The sequence below is a fragment of the Streptomyces sp. NPDC094448 genome, assembly GCF_044763775.1.
In the GTDB taxonomy this organism is placed as follows: domain Bacteria; phylum Actinomycetota; class Actinomycetes; order Streptomycetales; family Streptomycetaceae; genus Streptomyces.
Window position 1 is genome coordinate 428,413 of sequence record NZ_JBIWGU010000002.1, and the last position, 20,896, is coordinate 449,308.

Annotated in this window: 21 protein-coding genes; 9 read left to right on the forward strand and 12 right to left on the reverse strand. The window is 73.4% G+C overall.

The window, feature by feature from the left end; genetic code table 11:
• Positions 1–66: 66 nt before the first annotated feature.
• Positions 67–654 carry a hypothetical protein gene (locus tag ACIQ9E_RS05305; protein ID WP_403702217.1) on the forward strand — a complete coding sequence of 196 codons (588 nt, stop codon included), beginning with the start codon at positions 67–69 and terminating at the stop codon, positions 652–654.
• 86 nt (positions 655–740) lie between these two features.
• On the opposite strand, the gene ACIQ9E_RS05310 is transcribed toward ACIQ9E_RS05305, so the two are convergent.
• On the reverse strand, positions 741–1,637 hold the full coding sequence (locus tag ACIQ9E_RS05310) for a hypothetical protein (protein WP_403702220.1): 897 nt from the start codon (positions 1,635–1,637) through the stop codon (positions 741–743).
• A 287-nt stretch (positions 1,638–1,924) separates the two neighbouring features.
• On the opposite strand from ACIQ9E_RS05310, the gene ACIQ9E_RS05315 reads away from it, so the two are divergent.
• The 3 genes from ACIQ9E_RS05315 to ACIQ9E_RS05325 are packed head-to-tail and all read left to right on the forward strand — an operon-like array spanning position 1,925 to position 5,070.
• Positions 1,925–3,265 (forward strand): magnesium transporter MgtE N-terminal domain-containing protein, encoded by a 1,341-nt coding sequence (locus ACIQ9E_RS05315; protein WP_403702223.1) that lies wholly within the window; start codon positions 1,925–1,927, stop codon positions 3,263–3,265.
• Positions 3,262–3,894: a DUF1003 domain-containing protein gene (locus ACIQ9E_RS05320; protein WP_403702226.1), complete on the forward strand. Its 633-nt coding sequence runs from the start codon at positions 3,262–3,264 to the stop codon at positions 3,892–3,894. Before ACIQ9E_RS05315 ends, ACIQ9E_RS05320 begins: the two co-directional genes overlap by 4 nt.
• 42 nt (positions 3,895–3,936) lie before the next feature.
• Complete coding sequence (locus ACIQ9E_RS05325) at positions 3,937–5,070, forward strand: Mrp/NBP35 family ATP-binding protein (protein WP_403702228.1); 1,134 nt, start codon at positions 3,937–3,939, stop codon at positions 5,068–5,070.
• Positions 5,071–5,244: 174 nt separating this feature from the next.
• Here the strand turns inward: ACIQ9E_RS05325 and ACIQ9E_RS05330 are convergent, their stop codons facing one another.
• The 5 genes from ACIQ9E_RS05330 to sigE all read right to left on the reverse strand — a co-directional run bounded on the left by ACIQ9E_RS05330 (position 5,245) and on the right by sigE (position 10,656).
• Complete coding sequence (locus tag ACIQ9E_RS05330) at positions 5,245–5,895, reverse strand: hypothetical protein (protein ID WP_403702231.1); 651 nt, start codon at positions 5,893–5,895, stop codon at positions 5,245–5,247.
• A gap of 413 nt (positions 5,896–6,308) precedes the next feature.
• Positions 6,309–6,770 (reverse strand): sec-independent translocase, encoded by a 462-nt coding sequence (locus ACIQ9E_RS05335; protein WP_403702234.1) that lies wholly within the window; start codon positions 6,768–6,770, stop codon positions 6,309–6,311.
• A 179-nt stretch (positions 6,771–6,949) separates the two neighbouring features.
• Entirely contained in the window at positions 6,950–8,716 is a 1,767-nt protein-coding gene (locus tag ACIQ9E_RS05340; protein ID WP_403702237.1) for a S1C family serine protease, read from the reverse strand.
• Between the two features lie 102 nt (positions 8,717–8,818).
• Positions 8,819–9,883, reverse strand: a complete 1,065-nt coding sequence (locus tag ACIQ9E_RS05345; protein ID WP_403702240.1) for an anti-sigma factor family protein — start codon at positions 9,881–9,883, stop codon at positions 8,819–8,821.
• On the reverse strand, positions 9,880–10,656 hold the full coding sequence (gene sigE, locus ACIQ9E_RS05350; RefSeq protein ID WP_403702242.1) for an RNA polymerase sigma factor SigE: 777 nt from the start codon (positions 10,654–10,656) through the stop codon (positions 9,880–9,882). The genes ACIQ9E_RS05345 and sigE overlap by 4 nt, the downstream gene beginning before the upstream one ends.
• A gap of 209 nt (positions 10,657–10,865) precedes the next feature.
• On the opposite strand from sigE, the gene ACIQ9E_RS05355 reads away from it, so the two are divergent.
• Positions 10,866–11,567: an O-methyltransferase gene (locus ACIQ9E_RS05355; RefSeq protein ID WP_403702917.1), complete on the forward strand. Its 702-nt coding sequence runs from the start codon at positions 10,866–10,868 to the stop codon at positions 11,565–11,567.
• Positions 11,568–11,727: 160 nt separating this feature from the next.
• Here ACIQ9E_RS05355 and ACIQ9E_RS05360 read toward each other — a convergent pair whose 3' ends face one another.
• The gene (locus ACIQ9E_RS05360; protein ID WP_006346801.1) at positions 11,728–11,895 is read right to left on the reverse strand and encodes a DUF3117 domain-containing protein; all 168 of its coding nucleotides are present in this window, start codon (positions 11,893–11,895) and stop codon (positions 11,728–11,730) included.
• Positions 11,896–12,370: 475 nt separating this feature from the next.
• Here ACIQ9E_RS05360 and ACIQ9E_RS05365 point away from each other — a divergent pair, with 475 nt between their 5' ends.
• Positions 12,371–13,171: an enoyl-CoA hydratase-related protein gene (locus ACIQ9E_RS05365; protein WP_403702245.1), complete on the forward strand. Its 801-nt coding sequence runs from the start codon at positions 12,371–12,373 to the stop codon at positions 13,169–13,171.
• Positions 13,172–13,208: 37 nt separating this feature from the next.
• Here ACIQ9E_RS05365 and ACIQ9E_RS05370 read toward each other — a convergent pair whose 3' ends face one another.
• Both ACIQ9E_RS05370 and ACIQ9E_RS05375 read right to left on the reverse strand, forming a co-directional pair.
• On the reverse strand, positions 13,209–13,790 hold the full coding sequence (locus ACIQ9E_RS05370; protein WP_403702248.1) for a DNA-3-methyladenine glycosylase I: 582 nt from the start codon (positions 13,788–13,790) through the stop codon (positions 13,209–13,211).
• Entirely contained in the window at positions 13,787–14,407 is a 621-nt protein-coding gene (locus tag ACIQ9E_RS05375; protein ID WP_403702251.1) for a hypothetical protein, read from the reverse strand. Before ACIQ9E_RS05375 ends, ACIQ9E_RS05370 begins: the two co-directional genes overlap by 4 nt.
• Positions 14,408–14,538: 131 nt before the next feature.
• Here ACIQ9E_RS05375 and folP point away from each other — a divergent pair, with 131 nt between their 5' ends.
• Entirely contained in the window at positions 14,539–15,399 is an 861-nt protein-coding gene (gene folP / locus ACIQ9E_RS05380) for a dihydropteroate synthase (protein WP_403702253.1), read from the forward strand.
• Positions 15,400–15,465: 66 nt separating this feature from the next.
• Here folP and ACIQ9E_RS05385 read toward each other — a convergent pair whose 3' ends face one another.
• Positions 15,466–16,215, reverse strand: a complete 750-nt coding sequence (locus ACIQ9E_RS05385) for a TIGR00730 family Rossman fold protein (RefSeq protein ID WP_403702256.1) — start codon at positions 16,213–16,215, stop codon at positions 15,466–15,468.
• A gap of 94 nt (positions 16,216–16,309) precedes the next feature.
• Positions 16,310–17,389 (reverse strand): succinyl-diaminopimelate desuccinylase, encoded by a 1,080-nt coding sequence (dapE, locus tag ACIQ9E_RS05390; RefSeq protein ID WP_403702259.1) that lies wholly within the window; start codon positions 17,387–17,389, stop codon positions 16,310–16,312.
• Positions 17,390–17,674: 285 nt separating this feature from the next.
• Between dapE and ACIQ9E_RS05395 the strand changes: the two genes are divergently transcribed.
• Together ACIQ9E_RS05395 and ACIQ9E_RS05400 are read left to right on the forward strand one after the other, a co-directional pair.
• The gene (locus tag ACIQ9E_RS05395; RefSeq protein ID WP_403702262.1) at positions 17,675–18,658 is read left to right on the forward strand and encodes a hypothetical protein; all 984 of its coding nucleotides are present in this window, start codon (positions 17,675–17,677) and stop codon (positions 18,656–18,658) included.
• Positions 18,659–18,933: 275 nt separating this feature from the next.
• Positions 18,934–19,431, forward strand: a complete 498-nt coding sequence (locus ACIQ9E_RS05400) for an ATP-binding protein (protein ID WP_403702265.1) — start codon at positions 18,934–18,936, stop codon at positions 19,429–19,431.
• 119 nt (positions 19,432–19,550) lie between these two features.
• Here ACIQ9E_RS05400 and dapC read toward each other — a convergent pair whose 3' ends face one another.
• The gene (dapC, locus tag ACIQ9E_RS05405; protein ID WP_403702920.1) at positions 19,551–20,633 is read right to left on the reverse strand and encodes a succinyldiaminopimelate transaminase; all 1,083 of its coding nucleotides are present in this window, start codon (positions 20,631–20,633) and stop codon (positions 19,551–19,553) included.
• Between the last annotated feature and the right edge of the window lie 263 nt (positions 20,634–20,896).

Genomic DNA, 20,896 nt, shown 5'->3' on the forward strand with positions numbered 1-20,896 from the left:
GGGGCGTCAGAACGGGCCGGGGCCGGGGGCTCCGGCCGCGGCGGCGGGCGCCGGTAGGCTGCGGCCATGACAGACGCCCAGTCCGCCGCGGCCCGTCCGGAAGCCGCCGCCTCCGCCACTTCCGGCAGCTCCGGCACCGAAGCGGATGCGGACTTCCCCCTCGCGCTGGTCGAGGAGGCCGTGAAGAAGTCCGGTCTGATCTGGGTCCGCGGCACCGGCCAGGACGCTCCCGAGCGGGCGCTGTGGCATATCTGGCACGAGGGCGCGGCCCATGTCGTGGGCGACGGCCCCGGTGAGCAGCCGCTGCCCGGTCTCGTCGCGGGCGGCACCGCCGATATCACCGTCCGCAGCAAGGACAAGGGCGGCCGGCTGGTGTCCTGGAGCGCGTCGGTGACCGAACTGGCGCCCCGCTCCGAGGCCTGGGAGTCCGCCGTGGCCGAGCTGAAGTCCAAACGGCTGAACGCGGCCGACACCGAGGGGCTGCCGGAGCTGTGGGCCGGGTCCTGCCGGGTGCTCAGGCTCACCCCGGTGTCGGTGGCCGGGTCGCTGCCCGACGGCTCCCTGGCCGTACCGCCCGCTGCCACCCCCGTGACCACCCGCCGGCCGATTCCGGCGTCGTTGCCCGGACTGCTGCTGCGCCGCCGCCGGAGCTGAACCCGCCGCGCCGGGCGCGCCGGAAGGAGCCCGGCGGGCAAGGCCCCGGCCCACCGGGGCGCAGGAGGAGTCCGGCGGGAGGGGCCTCAGCCGCTTCCCCCGCCCTGCCCGCCCTCGCCGTCGCCACCGCCGCCTTCACCGCTGCCGCCGCTCTCGCCGCTCTTGCCCTCGCTCCCGCCCCGCAGATCCTTTCCGTAGTCGACGACCGCGCCCCGGGCCGGGGGCGCCAGCGGGAAGTCGACGTCCCACTCGGCGAGCGTCAGCACACCCGCACCCCCCGCGCGGGCGAACCGGACCGGATAGGGCTGCCCGTCCAGGGAGACGTCGAGGACTCCGCCCTTGCCCTCCTCGGCCGTGACCTTGACCGTGCGGACATTGCCGATCTTCGTCCGGTCTCCCTTGCTCAGCTCGCCCTCCATGCCGAGGAAGCCGTCGAGCATCCCGTCCTTCTCCGTGAAACCGCGGAACTGCTGGTACGCCGCGTCGCCGCGCGGCACCCTGACGTATTTGCCGCCGAGCTTCCCGGCCGCCTCCGCGTCCGCGTCCGCCTCCGCCGGTTCGGAACCGCCCGTGCCCCGGTTGCTCCAGAAAGCCGCGTCGGCCTTCAGATAGAGGTCGTCGCCGATCCGCAGCAGTTCGAAGGCGTGGTCGTCGGTGGTGACCGAGCCGCTGCCGCCGCCGTCCTTGAGTCGCATGTTCAGCTTGTACGTTCCGCCCTTGCTGACCAGCGTCCCGGAGAGCCGTACCGCCTTGGCCTCGTCCGCCGCGGCCCGCGCCCGGGTCTCGATCTCCACGGCGGTCAGCTTGCCCACGCCGTTGGTGCCCTGGTCGGGGTCCTCCTCCGCCGCGCAGGACACGAGTCCGGTCATGAGCCCCGCGCTCAGCACCACGGCGAGCAGGGCCCGCCGGGGCCGGGCGGCGGCACGGAACGGGGGCCGGGGCCGGGCGGCGGAAGTCCGGAAAACGGAGGCGCGAAGGGTCACCTGCACACTGCCTCTCGACGGCGTCTGATGGGGTGGCAGTGCGCAGCGTACCGGTGTCGTGCATCGGCCTCGTCCGGTACCCGGGCCAGGGGCCCGTACGTTCGGTTCCGCGGCCGCGGGGGCGGCGAGCGACCCGTGCGCCGGAGCCGCGCGGGTGCCGCGCGGGCCGGGCACCGGAGCCGTACCGCAGCCATACGGACGCCGATCACCGGCGGCGACAATCGGTACGGGCTAGCCTGAAACCCCTGAACGGCAGCGTTCACCGTGGAACCGGACGAAAGAGCAGCATGGCCGGAAGCACCTCCCGCGTCTTCGTCTCCCATCTCGCCGGTGTCCCCGTCTTCGACCCGAACGGCGACCAGGTCGGCCGGGTACGCGATCTGGTCGCCATGCTCCGCGTCGGCCACCGGCCGCCGCGGCTGCTCGGCATGGTCGTGGAGCTGCTGACCCGGCGGCGGATCTTCCTGCCGATGACCCGGATCACCGGTATCGAGTCCGGCCAGGTCATCACCACCGGGGTGCTCGACGTCCGCCGCTTCGAGCAGCGGCCCACCGAGCGGCTGGTGCTGGGCGAGCTGCTGGACCGGCGGGTGCAGCTCGTCGGGGGCGGCACGGGAGACGGTGAACCGGGCGAGGAGGTGACGGTGCTGGATGTTTCGGTACGGCGGCTTCCGGCCCGCCGCGACTGGGAGATCGACCGGGTCTTCGTCCGCCGCGGCAAGGGCGGGGCGCTGCGCCGCAAGGGCGAGACGCTGACCGTCGAGTGGTCGGCGGTCACCGGCTTCTCGCTGGAGGAGGACGCCCAGGGTGCGGAGAGCCTGGTCGCCACCTTCGAACGGCTCCGCCCGGCGGACCTCGCCAATGTGATGCACCATCTGTCGCCCAAACGCCGGGCCGAGGTGGCGGCGGCCCTCGACGACGACCGGCTGGCGGATGTGCTGGAGGAGCTGCCCGACGACGACCAGGTGGAGATCCTGGGCAAACTGCACCAGGAGCGGGCGGCCGACGTCCTGGAGGCGATGGACCCCGACGACGCCGCCGACCTGCTCTCCGAGCTGCCGGAGGAGGACCAGGAGCGGCTGCTGACGCTGATGCGCCCGGACGACGCGGCCGATGTGCGGCGGCTGCTGTCGTACGAGGAGCACACGGCGGGCGGTCTGATGACGACGGAGCCCATCGTGCTGCGGCCGGACGCGACGGTCGCGGACGCGCTGGCCCGGGTGCGGCAGCAGGATCTGCCCCCGGCACTGGCGGCGCAGGTGTACGTCTGCCGCCCGCCGGACGAGACGCCGACGGGCCGGTATCTGGGGACGGCCCACTTCCAGCGGCTGCTGCGGGAGCCGCCGTACACGCTGGTCGCCTCGGTGGTGGACAGCGACCTGCCGCCGCTGGCCCCCGGCTCCGCGCTGCCCGCGGTGGCCGGCTATCTGGCCGCCTACAACCTGGTGGCCGCGCCGGTGGTGGACGAGGGCGGGTCGCTGCTGGGCGCGGTGACCGTGGACGACGTCCTCGACCATATGCTGCCGGAGGACTGGCGGGAGACCGAGTTCGAGGAGTCCGCGTTCCACGAGGACGCGACCGCCCGCGGCGGCGCTGCGGACGGCTCCCCGGGGCGGACGGCGCGGTGAGCGGCGACTACGGCCCTCCGCTCGACCGGGGCGAGCCGAAGGACCGTACGACGGTACGGCCCCGGGCCCGGCTCGACATGCCGCAGGTGCCGAAGCTGACGATCCTGCCGGAGTACGACCCGGAGGCCTTCGGGCGTCTGTCGGAGCGGATCGCGCGCTTCCTGGGGACGGGCCGGTTCATCGTCTGGATGACCGCGGTCATCATCGTGTGGGTGCTGTGGAATATCTGGGCCCCGCGGGAACTGCGGTTCGACCCGTATCCGTTCATCTTCCTCACCCTGATGCTGTCGCTCCAGGCCTCCTACGCCGCGCCGCTGATCCTGCTGGCGCAGAACCGGCAGGACCAGCGCGACCGGGTCACCCACGAGCAGGACCGGGAGCAGAACGAGCGGTCCATCGCGGACACCGAGTATCTGACCCGGGAGATCGCGGCGCTCCGGATGGGCCTGGGCGAGGTCGCCACCCGCGACTGGATCCGCTCGGAGCTCCAGGACCTGCTCCGGGATCTGGGCACGGGCGACGGCCGGCGGCCGGGGCAACCCGAGCGCACGGCCCGCCCGGGGGCTCCGGGCCGCCCCGGGGTATTCCCGGACCGGGGCGGTCCGGGGCGTGACGAAGGCGACCGCTGACGGGCTTTCCCGGGTCGGCGGGCCGCGCCGTACCATCTCCGTATGGCTACGGAAGACGCGGTGCTCGCGGCACTGGCGACGGTGAACGACCCCGAGATCAACCGACCGATCACCGACCTCGGCATGGTGAAAGCGGTGGAGATCGGGGCGGACGGAGCGGTCGCCGTCACGGTCTGTCTGACCGTCTCCGGCTGCCCGATGCGCGAGACGATCACCAGGAACGTCACGGAAGCGGTCTCCCGGGTCGACGGCGTGACCCGGGTCGACGTCACGCTGGATGTGATGAGCGACGAGCAGCGGCGCGAGCTGGCCGCCTCCCTGCGCGGGACGACCGCCGAACGCGAGGTGCCCTTCGCCCAGCCGGGCTCGCTGACCCGGGTGTACGCGGTCGCCTCCGGCAAGGGCGGGGTCGGCAAATCGTCGGTCACGGTCAATCTGGCCGCGGCGATGGCCGCGGACGGTCTGAAGGTCGGCGTCGTCGACGCGGATATCTACGGCCACTCGGTGCCGCGGATGCTGGGCGCGGACGGCCGGCCCACCCAGGTCGAGAACATGATCATGCCGCCGTCGGCGCACGGCGTGAAGGTGATCTCCATCGGCATGTTCACCCCGGGCAATGCGCCCGTGGTGTGGCGCGGACCGATGCTGCACCGCGCGCTCCAGCAGTTCCTCGCCGATGTGTACTGGGGCGATCTGGACGTGCTGCTGCTGGACCTGCCGCCGGGCACCGGCGATATCGCGATCTCGGTGGCGCAGTTGGTGCCGAACGCGGAGATCCTGGTCGTCACCACCCCGCAGCAGGCGGCGGCGGAGGTCGCGGAGCGCGCCGGGTCCATCGCCGTACAGACCCATCAGAAGATCGTCGGCGTGGTGGAGAACATGGCCGGGCTGCCGTGTCCGCACTGCGACGAGATGGTGGACGTGTTCGGCACCGGCGGCGGCCAGAAGGTCGCGGAGGGCCTTTCGCAGACCACCGGGACGACGGTGCCGGTGCTGGGGTCCATCCCGATCGACGTACGGCTCCGGGAGGGCGGGGACGACGGCCGGCCGGTCGTCCTCACGGACCCCGGCTCCCCGGCGGGCTCCGCGCTGCGGGCCATCGCGGGCAAGCTCGGCGGGCGGCAGCGGGGGCTTTCGGGGCTGAGCCTCGGCATCACTCCGCGGAACAAGTTCTGACGGCACCGCCGGGGCGGCGGCCGGTACGCCCCGGCCACCGGCCCCGCGGAGGTCCCTGAGGTCCCCGGGATCCGGGCCGGGTCCGGCCGGTCCGCAGCGGTACGGCACAGAGGTCCGGGCAGCCGGCCGGGTGCGCGGGCCGGTCCGCCCCGGGCGGCGCCGGGGCGGACCGGCTCAGACGTACGGTTCGAGGTCGCGTACGACCGCGAAGCCGAGGCCGTACGCGCTCATGCCCCGCCCGTACGCGCCCAGGTGCACGCCGCCGGTGGCCGAGCCCGCCAGGATCCACCCGAAGTCGGTCTCGCGGTAGTGGAACGGGGTCGGCTCGCCGTCGACCGGCAGCGAGAGCACCGTCCAGACCGGCCCGTCGAGGTCGTCGGCGAGTTCGAAGGCCGTCTCGGTCTGCTGGTCCAGCCAGTCGTCGCGCAGGGCGTGGTCCATCTGCGGCGGCCAGGTGTGGGCCAGCAGACCGGAGCCCGCCAGCCAGGCGGCCGAGGAGACCGAGGTCGCGTCGAGCACCCCCGTACCGTCGCGGCGCACCGGGCTGGCGGCGACCGTGACGACGACGGCGAAGCGCTCCTTGCTCTCCTCGTCCCCCACGGCGGCGGACCGTATCGACGGGGTGTCGCCGTGGCCGAGTGAACCGTGCTGGACGATGCCGTCGGCGGCGGCGCCGACCTGCATCAGCCGGCGCGGGCCGGTGAACGCCGCGTCCAGCCCGTACCAGGGGAAGGACGCCCGGCCGTAGTCGTCGAGCGTCCGCTCCGCCTGCTGCCTCCGCCGCTCGGGCGCGGTCCGGTCCGCCTCGGGGCTCGTCGTCTCCATCGGGCCGCCTCCTCCGTGTCCGGGGCCGGGAGCGGACCCGCCCCCCTCGGGCGTCCTCGCGTCCTGGCCGATGGAGAGAATAACCACCCCGCCCCGGAGCAACGGGATTGACCGCTGTCGGGAGGCGTGTAGGACCCGACTGCCGCCCCCGCCCGCCCGGGTATGCGGCCGCCTGGCCCAACGGCCCGGAAAGCCCCGTACGGACCCGTACAGCCCCGCAGGGACCCTTGAGGGGCTCGGCCGGGGCGCGTCTCGGCGCGCTCCGCGGCGGGTCGCGCGCGGTCGCTCACGGCTCTGTGCGCCGGAGCCTCCGGTCCGGAGCGGATGCCGGTACGCGCCGGGGCCCGGGGCGCTGTGAGTGCGCTCCGGGCCCCGGCGGTACGGCCGCTCGGACCGTCCGCTAGTCAGGTACGTCAGGTTGCGTCGGCGTCGTACGGCGGACGCTCTTCCCGCCCGGGCTCGGGCTTCTTCAGCAGGTCCGGGGTGCCGGGCGAGGGCGGCGCGGTCTTCGCTGCGGAGGTGCCCGCCACGGCCGCGGGCTCGGGCCCGGTGCCGTTGACCGAGTCCGCGACATCGTTGAGGTCCTTGCGGAAATCGAAGGAGTCGCCCAGCTCCTTCAGCTCGCGCAGCTCGTCGTTCTGGTCGAGCTGCTTGCGCAGGAACGTCTTCGGATTCAGGTCCTCGAATTCGAAGTCCTTGAAGTCCGGTCCGAGTTCATCGCGGATGTCCTGCTTGGCACTGTCGGAGAACTGGCGGATCTTCCGGATCGTGCGCGATACGTCCTGGATGACCTTGGGCAGCTTGTCGGGGCCGAAGACAAGCACGGCGAGCACGACGAGGGCCACCAGCTCCAGTACGCCTATGTCACTGAACACCCTGCTACTCCTCGTGTTCTCCGTGGCCCGCGGCTCCCATGGGTACGGGATCCGATCCACCGTACCCGGCGGAAGTTCCGCGCGTCACGTGCCGGTAAGGGGTGATCCGCGCGGAACCGTCCCGTCCATCCGCCGTTCATCCGGGTGCCCCGCGGCCGGTCACCGCCGTCCGGGACCGGTCAGTCGCCCGTGGCGGAGCCCAGGGTCAGCTGCTTGGTTATGCTCCGGCCGTCGCGGATGACGGTCAGCTCCAGTTCGTCGCCGGGGCGGTGGGCGCGGATCTTGACGATCAGCTCCTCACCGCCGTTCACCTTCTGGCCGTCGACCTTGGTGATCACATCGCCGGGCCGGATGCCCGCCTTGGCGCTGGGGCCGCCGGGGACGACGGACGGGGAGCCGTCGCTGTTCTTCGAGCTGATCCGGGCGCCCTCGCCGCTATAGCGCATATCGAGGCTGACGCCGATCACGGGATGGGTGGCCCGGCCGGTGTTGATCAGCTCTTCGGCGACGCGTTTGCCCTGGTTGACCGGGATGGCGAAGCCGAGGCCGATGGAGCCGGACTGGCTGCCCTCGGGGCCGCTGCCGCTGTCGGCGGCCCGGATGGCGCTGTTGATACCGATGACCCGGCCCCGGGAGTCCATCAGCGGTCCGCCGGAGTTGCCCGGGTTGATGGGGGCGTCGGTCTGGAGGGCGTCGACATAGCTGACGTCGCTGCCCTCCTTCTCCCCGCCCGCGGTGATGGGGCGCTCCTTGGCGCTGATGATGCCGGAGGTGACCGTGTTCTGGAGGTCGAAGGGGGCGCCGATGGCGACGACGGGGTCGCCGACGCGGACGTTCTCCGAATTGCCGAGGGGCAGCGGCGTCAGCCCGGAGACTCCGGTCACCTTGACCACGGCGAGGTCGTAGCCGCTGTCCTTGCCGACGAGGGTGGCGGCGGCGGTCTCGCCGCTGCTGAAGGTGACGGAGATCGGGCCGGAGCCGCCCGCCGGGTCGATGACGTGGTTGTTGGTCAGGATATGGCCCTGTTTGTCGAGGACGAAGCCGGTGCCGGTGCCCTGCTCCCCGCCCCCTCCGACATGGAGGGTGACGACTCCCGGGAGGGCGCGGGCGGCGATCCCGGCGACGCTGTCGGGGGCGCGGTCGCGGTCCTCCCTGGGGGCCTGGTCCAGTTCGACGCGGTCGGTGCCGAAGCCGCCGTTGCGTTCGGTGTAGGAGCCGATGCCGCCGCCGATGACTCCGGAGACCAGGGCCAGCAGGACCGCCCCGGCGACCAGGGGGCCCCGGTTGCTGCTGCGGCGGGGGCCGGGTCCGTCCGGATAGTCCAGCGGGGCGGCGGGCGGACGGCCGTCGCCGGAGCCGGCGGGGGCGCCCCAGGGGTCGTACTGAAGCCACTGCGCACCGGTGGCGGGCGGCGGCTCGGCGGCGGGGTGCGCGAACGCCGTCTGCGGCGGTACGGGCTGCGCCGGCACGGCGGGTGCGGCGGTGAACCCGGCGCCGTCCGCCGGCTGCCCGGCGGCGGGAGGTCCGGCCGGGGCGGGGGGCGCTGCGGGCACGGCCGGGGCGGGCGTCACGGGCGGGGCGGGCGTCACGGGCGGGACGACGGCCGCTCCCAGGGCCCCGGGAGCGGCCGTCGGCGGCCGCCCGGGGGCGTCGTGGGGCGAATGGGCCGGTGGTACGGCGGTGCCGTGCGCGGGGGTCGGTACGGGCCGCTGGACGGGCGGGGCGGGCGCCCACGGTCCGGGGCCGCCGTAGGGCGGGGTGCTGTACTCGTCGGGTTCGTGGAGCGGCCGGGGCTGTCCGGCCGCGGCTCCCGGGACGCCGGGCACGCCGTCGACCGGTCCCGGACCGCTGTCGGCCGGTGTCGCGGACGCCGCTTCGGCCCGGCGCCGGGCACCGGCCCGGTTCCACCATGCCGCCCTCGGTCCGGTGTGCTTCCCGTCGTCCATACTCTCCCCGCAAACTGCCGGCCTGGGCGGCGCCCCGGCGGACACCCCCGGAGATTCAACCAGGTTTGCGAATCACCGGCAGGAGGCCCCGGGGGACCGGGCTCACCGGGTGTTGGTCACCGGGCCCTGCGACGCCGGCAGCCGGTGGCCGGGCGCGGGCGAGGCGGCAGCCGCCGGGGCCACGGGCGCGGGCGAGGCGACCGACGGCAGAAAGCCGTGCGGGGCGCGGAGGTGGAAGGCGTACCCCAGGGGGCGTATCAGCGGTTCCTTGAAGGCGGGGAACGCGGGGTAGGCGGCGTTCAGTGCGACCGGGGCGGGCAGGGAGGCGAGATTGAGCGGCACCTCGGGCTCCCCGGGCACGGAACGGCCGGCGGTGCGCTCCTCGGAGCGGGTCGGCCCGTGGCCGCTGTTTCTGCGGCGCTCGTACTCCGCGGCCCGGTTCGCCGCCGCGGAGGTGCCGAATCCGGTCGCGGTGCCCTGGGCCGTACCCGCGGTGCCGCTGCCCGCTCCGGTGTTCACCGCGGTCGTACCGCCGGTGCCGGAACCGCCGGAGCGCGGCCCTGCCTGGGCGGAGCCGTCCACGGGCATGGAGCCGCCGAGGGCGATCGCGGCGAAGGAGACCGCGCTGGCGGCGGCGAAGGCGAAGCGGCGGCCGCGCCAGGGCGAACGCTCGCCCTCGGGCCTGCCGACCTCGTGCACCCCGAAGCCCCGGGGACCGGCACCGAGCGGTGCCGGGGCACCGCCGAGGCCGTGACCGCCGGGCAGATAGCCGAAGGGCACCGGCCGGCGGCCGTCCGCCGGGACGGGCGCGGCGAAGACGGAACCCCGGTCCCGGCCCCCGCCGAACGGACCGCCGCGGGGGTCGTCCCCGTCGGAGCCCAGCGGTCCGGGCCCGGCGGGCAGCCCCTGGAGCCGGGCGAGCAGCCCCGCGGACGGCGGCGGCGGCGCACTCCGCGCGAAGACGTCCTTCAGCATGCGCTGGGCATCGGCCTCCGCCTTGCAGCGGGGGCAGGTCGCCAGATGGGCGAGCACCCGGTCGCGGGCGTCGTGCGTCAGCTCTCCGTCGACGAGCGCGGCGAGCCGGTCCCCGAGGTGGTGCTCGGCGGGGGAGGTACGCGACGTACGAGAGGACTGCGGGGTCCTCGGAAGGGGGGTCGATCCGCTCACGCCGGTCCACCCTCCCCCGCGAGCCCCACGGCCCCCGCGAGCGCACGCTGCTGATCGGCGCGGGCCTCGGGCGAACGGTGCTTCAGGGCCTTGCGCAGATGCGAGCGGCCACGGTGGATCCGGCTGCGGACGGTGCCGAGCTTCACGCCCAGGGTGGCGGCGATCTCCTCGTACGACAGACCCTCGATGTCACAGAGGACCACCGCGGCCCGGAACTCGGGCGCGAGGGTGTCCAGCGCCTGCTGCACATCGGCGTCGAAGTGGCTGTCGTTGAACACCTGCTGCGGCGAGGGCTCACGGCTGGCGAGCCGCTCCGCCGCGTCGTCGCCCAGCGAATCGAAGCGGATGCGCTGCTTCCGGCGGACCATGTCCAGGAAGAGATTGGTGGTGATGCGGTGGAGCCAGCCCTCGAAGGTCCCCGGCGTGTACGTCGACAGGGAGCGGAAGACCCGGACGAAGACTTCCTGGGTCAGATCCTCGGCATCGTGCTGATTGCCGGTGAGGCGGTAGGCGAGACGGTAGACGCGTCCGCTGTGGGTGCTGACGATCTCCTCCCACGAAGGGGGTGTCCACGCCTGTGATTCCGCGTCCGAGGCGAAGGTCGCGGTGGCGGCTGCGGTCGTGGCGGCGGTGGAACGGTCAGCAATGTCGGTCACGGATTTCGGCTCACCCGGTGACCTGGCGAGAAAACGCCGCAGCGCTCCCCGACGATCCGCAGGTGCAGCCGCACCTCCCCTATCGGCTCTGGTGGTGTCCAGCGGAGCCCCTACCATAGCCACCTCGCCCGTTAGCTCAGGATAAGAATCTTTACGCGAATTTGGATAGCGCTCCCGCTCATGGCCCGGCTCCATGCGCTCCCCCGTCCACCCGGTCGAAAGCGACCGCCCCGGCGTCATCCCGCGATATCCCCGGCGGCTGTTGCCCTTTGTTCCGCTGCCGTTCCGCCTCTTGCGGTGTCCTCCCGCTCAACGAACGGTCCCATCTGCGGGTTCCCGGCTCCAGCGGATACAGTCAACGTCGCGTTCAACTACGGGGACAGGAGAGGCCCATTACCGCCAACCGGCAGACGAGCTGGGCATTCGCCGATGCCTTCGTCGCCGAGGACGACACGCTGCGCCGGGCCCGCGACCGGGCCCGGGAGTCGGGCGTCCCCTCGGTGTCACCGGGCACCGGTGCCGCGCTGCGCCTGCTGGCCGCCGCCACGGACGCCAAGGCCGTGGCGGAGATCGGGACGGGAACCGGTGTCTCCGGTATCTATCTGCTGCTGGGCATGCGGCCCGACGGCGTACTGACCACCGTGGACCCGGAACCGGAGCGGCAGCAGTTCGCCAAGCAGGCCTTCCGGGAGGCGGGCTTCGCCGGGAACCGTGCACGTTTCATACCGGGACGCGCCCTCGACGTCCTGCCCCGGCTCGCGGACGGCGGCTACGACCTCGTGTTCTGCGACGGCGACCGGCTGGAGTACCTCGACTACCTCGCCGAATCGTTGCGCCTGCTGCGGCCGGGGGGCCTGGTCTGTTTCGAGGGCGTCTTCGCCCGGGGCCGTACGGTCGACGCGGCGGCCCAGCCGGCCGAGGTGCTGCGACTGAGGGAGCTGCTGCGCGCGGTCCGGGAGAGTCCGGAGCTGCTGCCGTCGCTGCTGCCCGTGGGGGACGGACTGCTCTGCGCGGTACGCCGGGGCTGAGACCGGCCCTGCCGGACCGGACGGACCCGAACGGAACCGGATAGACACCGACGGGCGGACCCGAATAGACACCGACGGGCACAGGCGGACCCGGATGTGCCACTGCCCCGGCACGGGACCGTACCGGGGCAGTGACCAGGGTCTTCAAACGACCGACGCGTCAGCCGACGACCTGCTTCAGGGCGTCGCCGAGGGCCTCGGCCTCGTCCGGAGTCAGCTCGACGACAAGCCGACCGCCGCCTTCGAGCGGAACGCGCATGACGATGCCCCGCCCCTCCTTGGTCACCTCGAGCGGGCCGTCGCCCGTCCGCGGCTTCATGGCCGCCATGCTCGTTCCCCTTCCTGAAACCAGCTCATCGACTGCCGACCGGCGGCCCCGCGGGCGCCCGTCATCACGGCATCGAACACATTGCTTCCAGGTCATTATCCCGCATGGCGGGACCCGATGACCAACATCGGTCGGCATCGCTTGGGCAACGCACTTTCCCAAAACCACTCAATTCGGTGATCGGCCGGACCGGACTCTCCGCTGGTCTCCGGCCTGGTGCGGCCCTCTCGTACCCCTTCCCGCCCCGCCTCCGGGCCTCTCCGGCGTTCCGGGGCCTTCTCCGCACGCGGGGGCAAGCGGACCGGAAACCGGACGGGAAACCGGACCGGAACCGCCCGGGAATTTTCTTTGAAACAGCTCACAGCCCGCGGCCCTGTTCCCGGCGATCTCCGCCATGCTGAGCTGAGCGCCGTCGCGCCACCATCCGCGACACCGCCACCGACGTGCCGAGACGCCGAAAAAAGGGGATCCCGCTATGGCCGACTCCGTGCTCTACGACGTGACCGACGGGCTCGCGACCATCACGCTCAACCGGCCCGACGCCATGAACGCGCTGAACACCGAGGCCAAGGTCGCCCTCCGGGAGGCCGTCCGGGCCGCCGCGGCGGACGGGGCCGTCCGGGCGGTGCTGCTCACCGGCAACGGCCGCGCCTTCTGCGTCGGCCAGGATCTGAAGGAGCACGCCGGGCTGCTGGCCCGGGACGAGGAGTCCGGTTCCCGCGCCGTGATGAGCACGGTGGGCGACCACTACAACCCGATCGTCCGGGCCCTGGCGGGGATGGCGAAGCCGGTGGTCGCCGGGGTGAACGGGGTCGCCGCGGGCGCGGGTCTGGGCTTCGCGCTCGCCGCGGACATCCGGGTCGTCGCCGACACCGCGTCCTTCACCACCGCCTTCGCCGCGGTGGGACTCACCGCCGACTCGGGAGTGTCCTGGACCCTGCCCCGGCTGATCGGCCACAGCCGCGCCGCCGATCTGCTGCTCTTCCCCCGGAGCCTGACCGCTCAGGAGGCGTACGAGCTGGGTATCGCGAACCGGCTGGTGGCCGCGGACGCCCTGGCCGCCGAGGCCCGCGCGGTGGCCCGCGCCCTGGCCGACGGCCCGACCCTGGCCTACGCGGCGATCAAGGAGTCCCTGGCCCACTCCGCTTCCCACTCCTTGGAGGAGACCCTCGCCAAGGAGGACGAGCTGCAGACCCGGGCGGGCGCCTCCCGGGACCACCGGGACGCGGTGGTGGCGTTCACGGCGAAGCAGAAGCCCGTCTTCGAGGGCCGCTGACGGGCCGGTCCCCGCCGCCGGCGACCACCGCGCGCCCTCAGCCCCGGGCCACACATTCCGCCAGATGGTCGTCGACCAGTCCGCACGCCTGCATCAGGGCATAGGCGGTCGTCGGTCCGACGAACCGCAGTCCTTCCTTCTTGAGCGCCTTCGCCAGGGCCTTGGACTCGTCGGTGACGGCGGGCACGTCGGACAGGGTCGCGGGGGCGGGGCGGTCCACCGGGTCGGGTGCGTGGGACCAGATCAGCCGGTCCAGCTCGCCGGGGGCCCAGCCCGCCAGCACCCGGGCGTTGCCGAGGGTGGCGTCGACCTTGGCCCGGTTGCGGATGATCCCCTCGTCGGCGAGGAGCCGCTCCCGGTCCGTATCGGTGAAGGCGGCGACCTCGGCGATGGCGAATCCGGCGAAGGCGCGGCGGAAGCCCTCGCGGCGGCGGAGGATGGTCAGCCAGGACAGGCCGGACTGGAAGGCCTCCAGGCAGAGCCGCTCGAACAGGGCGTCGTCGCCGTGGACCGGACGCCCCCACTCCTCGTCGTGGTAGCGCAGATAGTCGTCCGTCGACAGCCCCCAGGGGCAGCGCGGCCGCCCGTCGGGCCCGGGGACGGCTCCGCCGGCGGTCATCGGTCGCGCCCCTCGGCCGCGGCGTCCGGGCCCCCGGGATCCGGCGCGGTGAGCCCCGCCCCGTATGCCTCTCCGGGGGTGTCCGGTACGGCGCTCCCGGCCGGCTTCCCGTCCGCACCGGCGTCCGCGCCGACGGCCGGGCCGGGCTCCGGATCCGGCGTCGGGTCGCGGTCCGGACCGGGCACCGCGTCCGGGTCCGCATCCGGCCCCGGGCCGGCGGCGGTGTGCGGGAGGTGCTCCGGGCCGCCGGGCGCACCGGGCACCGCGTCCGGGTCCGGCCCCGCCGCCCCGGCGAACAGCTCCCGGCCCCCGAGGGCCGTCGCCCGCGCCCCCGCCAGCGCCGACTCCAGCCGGGCGATCCGCGCGTCCCGCTCGGCCAGCTCCGCCCCGAGCCGGGCCAGCGCGTCGTCCACGTCCGCCATCCGATAGCCCCGGGCCGCGACCGGCAGCCGCAGCGCCTCCACATCGGCCCGTCCCACCGGTCTGCTCTCCGGCAGCGGATCCACCAGCCGCTCGGGCGCCGCCTCGGGCAGCGCCGTGCTGTCGCCGCCGCCGAGCACGGCGAGCGTCACCGCGCCGACGACCACGACCATCGCGATCAGCAAGAACAAGAACACGAGCGAGCGTCCCTTCCCGTGGAACCCGAGGACCGAGGAATGACCCGAGGGCCGATGCGTCCGGTGCTGATCGTGCCACGCCGGTCCGACAGTTAGGGTCGCAGCCGGACCACCAGAGGAGGAAACCGCTGATGCTGCGGCTGGGAACGCGCGAATTCGCCGCGCACGAGCCGGTGATCATGGCGATCGTGAACCGTACCCCCGATTCGTTCTACGACCAGGGGGCCACGTTCCGTGACGAACCCGCGCTGGCCCGGGTCGAGCAGGCGGTGGCCGAGGGTGCGGCGATCATCGACATCGGCGGGGTGAAGGCCGGACCGGGCGAGGAGGTCACCGCCGAGGAGGAGATCCGCCGTACCGTCGGTTTCGTCGCCGAGGTACGGCGCCGCTTCCCCTCGGTCGTGATCAGCGTCGACACCTGGCGTCACGATGTCGGCGCCGCGGTCTGCGAGGCGGGCGCGGATGTGCTCAACGACGCCTGGGGCGGTTTCGACCCGAAGCTCGCCGGGGTCGCGGCCCGCTACGGGGCGGGCCTGGTCTGCACCCATGCCGGCGGGGTGGAGCCGCGGACCCGGCCGCACCGGATCGCGTACGACGATGTCATGGCCGACATCCTGCGGGTCACCGTGGGCCTCGCGGAGCGGGCGGCGGACCTCGGGGTCCGGCGCGACGGCATCATGATCGACCCGGGCCACGACTTCGGCAAGAACACCCGGCACTCCCTGGAGGCCACCCGCCGGCTCGGTGAGATGGCGGACACGGGCTGGCCGGTCCTGGTCTCCCTCTCCAACAAGGACTTCGTCGGCGAGACCCTGGACCGGCCGGTGAAGGAGCGGCTGATCGGCACCCTGGCGACGACGGCGGTGTCGGCGTGGCTGGGTGCGCAGGTGTACCGGGTGCACGAGGTGGCGGAGACCCGCCAGGTGCTGGAGATGGTGGCCGCGATCGCCGGACACCGCGCACCGCGGGTGGCCCGCCGCGGTCTCGCCTGACCCGCGGGTGGTCATGACGGCGAGGGGGTACGGGCCCGGCCCCGTACCCCCTCGCCGTTCACGTTCTCAGCGCGAGGTCTCCTTGGTGACCAGCGCCACCGCCTCGTCGACGTCGTCCGTGACGTGGAACAGCAGCAGATCGCGCTCGGACGCCTTGCCCTGGGCGACGACGGTGTCCCGCAGCCAGTCGACGAGACCGCTCCAGTAGGCGCTGCCGAAGAGCACGATCGGGAAGCGGGTCACCTTGCCGGTCTGGACGAGGGTGAGCGCCTCGAAGAGTTCGTCGAGGGTCCCCAGCCCGCCGGGGAGCACCACGAAGCCGGAGGCGTACTTCACGAACATGGTCTTCCGGACGAAGAAGTAGCGGAAGTTCACCCCGATATCGACATGCGGATTGAGCCCCTGCTCGAACGGCAGTTCGATACCGAGCCCCACGGAGACGCCACCCGCCTCCCTCGCGCCCCGGTTGGCGGCCTCCATCGCACCGGGCCCACCGCCCGTGATCACCGCGAAGCCCGCCTCGACCAGTGCGGTGCCGATCCGGATGCCCGCCTCGTACTCGGAGGTGTTCTGCGGGGTCCGAGCGGAGCCGAAGACACTGATCGCGCTCGGCAGTTCGGCGAGCGCGCCGAAGCCCTCGACGAACTCGGACTGGATCCGCATGACCCGCCAGGGGTCGGTGTGGACCCATTCGGAGTCGCCTTCGGTGTCCAGCAGCCGCTGGTCGGTGGTGCCGGGCTGGACCTGGTCTCTGCGGCGCAGTACCGGCCCCTGCCGCTGCTCTTCCCAGCCGCGCGCACCATCGGGATTGCCCATGGACCTGCTCCCTCCGCCGGACGTCCGCACCGCGGACGTCGTCGTTGGCCGTACCTTGATCAAGCGTAGATCGTTCTTTCGCCGTGCGGGCTGCTCAGGACGTGAGCCACTGGCGCAGCTTCTCCTCGCAGTGGGTGATCCGCTCCACGGCCACGTGCTCGTCCCGCTTGTGGGCGAGGAGCGGATTGCCGGGCCCGTAGTTCACCGCAGGCACGCCCAGTGCGCTGAAGCGGGCCACATCCGTCCAGCCGAACTTGGGGCGGGCGGTGCCGCCGACGGCCTTCATAAAGGCGAGGGCGGCGGGGTGGGTGAGGCCGGGGCGGGCCGCGCCGCTGTGGTCGTCGACGATGAACTCGGCGACCCCGCAGTCGGCGAAGACGTCCCGGACATGGGCCAGCGCCTGCGTCTCGTCCAGGTCGGGGGCGTAGCGGTAGTTGACGACGACGGTGCAGGCGTCGGGGATCACATTGCCCGCGACTCCGCCGTCGATATGGACCGCGTTGAGCCCCTCCCGGTACTCCAGCCCTTCGACGACCGGCCGGCGCGGCTCGTACGCGGCGAGGCGGGCGAGGATCGGGGCGGCGGCGTGGATGGCGTTGGATCCCATCCAGCTCCGGGCGGAGTGGGCGCGTTCGCCGCTGGTACGGAGGTGGACCCGGAGCGTGCCCTGGCAGCCGCCCTCGACCTCGCCGTCGGAGGGTTCGAGCAGTACGGCGAAGTCGCCCGCCAGCCATTCGGGGTGGGCGTCGGCGATCCGGCCGAGGCCGTTGAGATGGGCGGCGACCTCTTCGTTGTCGTAGAAGACGAAGGTGAGATCGCGGTTGGGCGCGGGGACGGTGGCAGCGATCCGCAGCTGGACGGCGACCCCGGACTTCATATCACTGGTGCCGCAGCCCCACAGGACGCCGTCGGAGTCGAGCCGGGAGGGGACGTTGTCCGCGATCGGCACCGTGTCGATATGTCCGGCGAGGACGATCCGCTCGGCCCGGCCGAGATGGGTACGGGCGACGATGTTGTTGCCGTACCGGTCGACGGAGAGGTGCGGCAGCGCGCGCAGTGCGCCCTCGACGGCGTCCGCGAGGGCTTTCTCGTCGCCGCTGACGGAGGGGAAATCGACGAGGGCGGCGGTGAGGGCGGGGCCGTCGAGGCGGAGGTCGAGCGTGGTGGGGCGCATGGGAGCGACCCTACCGGCGGCGGGGAAGGAGCCGCGGCGAGAGGTCACGACCCGGGGCAAAACGGCTACTGCCTAAGGGCTGTCCCGTAATCCCTGGCGGATCAGCGCGCGGCGTCAGATGCGGTGCATCGCAAGGCGGAGGGGTATCCGCATACTGGATGTATTCGGGTATTCCGACAACGCAGCGTGGGGGTACCGCCCGGGCCGCCAGGCCCAGGGGGAGGGCCGTAGCTGTCGTCGCGCGCCCGCCGGGGACTACGGGACAGCCCTTAGTACGGTGGCCCTGTGTCAGAGAACGTCCCCGCTGTCCGTCCGTACCGCCGGCTTCCGCGGATCACCGCCGGGTTCGCGGTGCTCGCCGCGCTGATCGGCTATGTCGTGGTGCAGCAGTCCACCGGCAACGGCGCCCCCGGCTGCACAGTGCGGGCCGCTTCGGGCGGGGGCGGTCCCGCGTACGAGCTGAGCAATCAGCAGGCGGCGAACGCGGCGACGATCTCCGCGGTCGGCACCACCCGGCTGCTGCCGGAGCGTGCGGTCACCATCGCGCTGGCGACCGCGCTCCAGGAGTCGGGGCTGCGGAACATCGCGCACGGCGACCGCGATTCCCTCGGCCTGTTCCAGCAGCGGCCGTCGAAGGGCTGGGGCACGCCGGAGCAGATCCTCGACCCGGTGTACTCGGCCGGGAAGTTCTACGACGGTCTGGCGGCGGTGCCGGGCTATTCGCGGCTGCCGCTGACGGTCGCCGCGCAGAAGGTGCAGCGCAGCGGTTTCCCGCAGGCGTACGCGAAGCACGAGACGAATGCGGCGCTGCTGGCCGCCGCGCTGACCGGCCGGGCGGGCGCGGCGCTGAGCTGCGTACCGGGGAGCGGTACGGGGGCGGCGGGCGATCCGGCCCGGGTCCGGACCGAGCTGGTGCGGGCGTTCGGCCCGGCCGTACTGCCGAAGGCGGGTGCGGAGGAGGCCGCGGCGGGGCGGGGTGCCCGGGAGATGACCGTGCCGGTACGCCCGGGGGCCGCGGCCGCCGGCAGCGGGGCCGCGCGGGGCTGGGAGCTGGCGCACTGGGCCGTGGCACGGGCCCAGCAGCTGCGGATCGCGGAGGTCTCGTACGGCGGCCGGGTGTGGCGCGCCGATGATGCGGACGACGGCTGGAGCAGGGGCGGGCCGGACGGCGGCGGGCGGATGGAGGCGGCGGGCTCCGCGGCGACGCCGGGCACCGCCCAACCCACGGGTACAGACACCGGTGCAGTCCGGATTCGACTCGAACGCTGATTCTGGAGGTCCCCCGCAGGGGTGAGCGTCGGTATCCCGTCCCCAGGGGCGCGACGTATGGCCGCCACCCCCTCCCACCCCCTCCCCAGCCCTTGGGAAACCAGCGAAGTGACGATTCAGCAGCCGGTCGCAGCGAGCGGCATTCGCCCGCTTTCATCCGAGACCGATAATGCGATGCATTACCAACTCTTTACCTCGGGGTGCCGCAACTTCCCCCGCCCTCACCACGGTTGTCACGGCGAAACACCCCATGCCCCCTCGTCTCAAGGAGCATCATGTCCCTCCCCCTGACCCGTCGGATCGCCCGCGCCGCACTGCTCATCGCGGCCGGCGCAGCCCCCGTGGTCGGTGCGGCCGGTTCCGCGAGCGCCGCCGACCTCGCGCAGGCCGTACCGGTCGCCGGGCTGACCGCGCTCGACGCCGACGGCGTCAGCGGCACCCTGGACGGCGCCGCGCGGCAGACCTCCGAACTGGCCGGACAGACGGGCGGCGAAGCCGTCAAGCAGACCGTCCCCGCCGCGGGCCGGGCGGTCGGCGGTACGGGCCGGACGGCGGCCCCCGCCGCCCAGGAGACCGCGGGCGAGGCCGCGGGCAACGCGGGCGGTCTGCTCGGCAAGACCGCGGACGGGGCGACGACGGCCCTGGGCGAAAGCGGTCTGACGGCGGGCTCCCTGGAGGGCGGGCTGCCGACCGAGAGCCTGCCCACCGAGGGTCTGACGTCGGGCAGCCTGCCCGTCAGCGCCCTGCCGACGGAGAGCCTGCCGCTCACCTGATCCGGGGAGGCGCGAAGGGGCCCGGGGAGCGGATGTCCGCTCCCCGGGCCCCTTCGCCGTACCCGCGTATCCGCTCCCCCGATACCGGGACCACCGGGACCACCGCGGGCCGGGGCTGCTCAGCCGGCTGCCGCGAGCCGTTTCACGGCCGCGTCGACCCGCTCGTCCGTGGCCGTGAACGCCACCCGGACGAAGGACTCCCCCGCCTCGCCGTAGAAGTCGCCGGGCGCCACCAGGATCCCCAGCTCCGCCAGGTACGCGACGGTCTCCCAGCAGGACTCGCCCCGGGTCGCCCACAGATAGAGGCTGGCCTCCGAGTGTTCGATCCGGAAGCCGTGGCCCTCCAGGGCGGTCCGCAGCGCAGCGCGCCGGGCCGCGTACCGCGCCCGCTGCTCCGCCACATGTACGTCGTCGCCGAGCGCGGCCACCGTCGCGGCCTGTACCGGCGCCGGGACCATCATCCCGCCGTGCTTGCGGATCGCCAGCAGCTCGCCCAGCACCGCCTCGTCGCCCGCGATGAACGCGGCCCGGTATCCGGCCAGGTTGGACCGCTTGGAGAGGGAGTGGACGGCGACCAGGCCCTCGTACGTACCGCCGCAGACCTCCGGGTGCAGCACCGAGACCGGCTCGGCCTCCCAGCCCAGCTCCAGATAGCACTCGTCGCTGAAGACCAGGACGCCGTGCCGCCGGGCCCAGGCCACGATCCGGATCAGCTCGTCCTTGGCGAGCACCCGTCCGGTGGGGTTCGACGGGGAGTTCAGCCAGAGCAGCTTCAGCCCGTCCGGGTCGAGTGCGGTCGGGTCGTCGTAGACCTCGGGCGTCGCCCCGCAGAGCCGGGCGCCGACCTCGTACGTCGGATAGGCCAGCCGCGGGTAGCCGACCCGGTCGCCGGGGCCCAGGCCCAGCTGGGTGGGCAGCCAGGCCACCAACTCCTTGGAGCCCACCACGGGCAGGACGTTGCGGTGCCCGGCACCGGTCGCGCCGAGCCGCCGCCCGACCCAGTCCGCCAGCGCGTCGCGCAGCGCGGGCGTACCCCAGACGGTGGGATAGCCGGGTGAATCGGCCGCGGCCACCAGCGCCTGGCGGATCAGCTCCGGAACGGGGTCGACGGGAGTGCCGACCGAGAGGTCGACGATTCCGTCCGGGTGGGCCGCGGCGGTCGCCTTGTACGGCTCCAGCCGGTCCCACGGGAAGACGGGCAGACGCGCGGAGACCCGGCGTGGATCGCCCCCGGGGCCGGAACCGGAGCCGGAACCGAGGCCGGAGTCGGAGCCGGTCGAGGGTGCGGATGAGGCTGCGGACACGGGCTGTTCTCTTTCTCGTACGGGCTCGTACGGGCCCGTACCGGGTGGGGACGGGCCGTACCGGGTGCGGACGAACCCGTACCGGGTGGGACGGCCGGAACGGAAACGCAACGGTCCCGTACGGACGTCGACCGTACGGGACCGGCAGTGCGGTGATCGGC